The sequence below is a fragment of the Erythrobacter sp. CCH5-A1 genome, assembly GCF_001557115.1.
GTDB lineage: Bacteria > Pseudomonadota > Alphaproteobacteria > Sphingomonadales > Sphingomonadaceae > Erythrobacter.
Window position 1 is genome coordinate 1 of record NZ_LSKQ01000106.1, and the last position, 865, is coordinate 865.

General features: G+C 71.4%; 1 protein-coding gene. It reads right to left on the minus strand.

Annotated features, from left to right (window positions below):
- Nucleotides 1-784: DUF418 domain-containing protein (locus AX708_RS05490; RefSeq protein WP_369815597.1), on the minus strand; the 784-nt coding region annotated here is incomplete at its 3' end.
- Nucleotides 785-865: the final 81 nt, after the last annotated feature.

An 865-nucleotide genomic window follows, 5' to 3' on the forward strand; every position in this document is an offset into this window, starting at 1 on the left:
CCACCAGCCCCGCCAGCCCCGCCACACGCTGCAAGCGGAAAGTGCGCCACTCGCCCTTCAGCATCCCCCCGCGCCACAGGCCCATGCCCAGCGCGATGGCCGAGAGGTTCAGCGGCAGCGCGGCGACGAGCGCGGTCATCTGCGCCGGGATGCCGAGCGTGCGGCGCAGCACTCGTTCGGAGAAGGCTTCGCGCCCCTGTTCGAGCAGCGCGGTGATCTCGGCAGGATCGCGCCCGAACTGGCGCTCGGCCCAGAGCAGCATCTCGGAACCCTCGCGGCCCGTCAGCCATGCCGCCATCGCGGGCCCGAGCAGCGCGAGGCCGAGGAACAGGTGGACGCCAAGCAGCCCCAGCGACACCGTCACCAGCGCCCGCGCGTCGAGGCGCGCGAGCAGCGGCAGCGCGAGGCCGGCGAGCGCATAGGCGCGCAGCACGTCATTGCTGGCGAGCAAGGTGGCATGGACGAGGCCGATCACGAACAGCACGATCATGCGGGCGTAATGCGCGCGCCACGGATGGCTTGCGGAACGCTCGATCAGGATCAGGCACCCCGCGCCGAACAGCATCGCGAAGAGCGTGCGGAACTTGTCCTCGATGAAGATGAAGCTCGCCAGCCACACCCAGTAATCGGCCGGGCCGGTGCCGCCGAAGGCGAGGGGGTTGTAATAAGCGGGGCCCGGCATCGCGAAGGCGAGCACGTTCATGCCGACGATGCCGATAACGGCGATGCCGCGCAGCGCGTCGAGCGCGAGGATGCGGGGGGCAGGCGGCGGGGGCGCGGTCACGGGGCGATGTCTAGCGCATCTGCCGCCGCGGCGTAGGGGGTTTCTTGAGGTCGGCGCGGGCCCACCCCCGGCCCCTCCCGC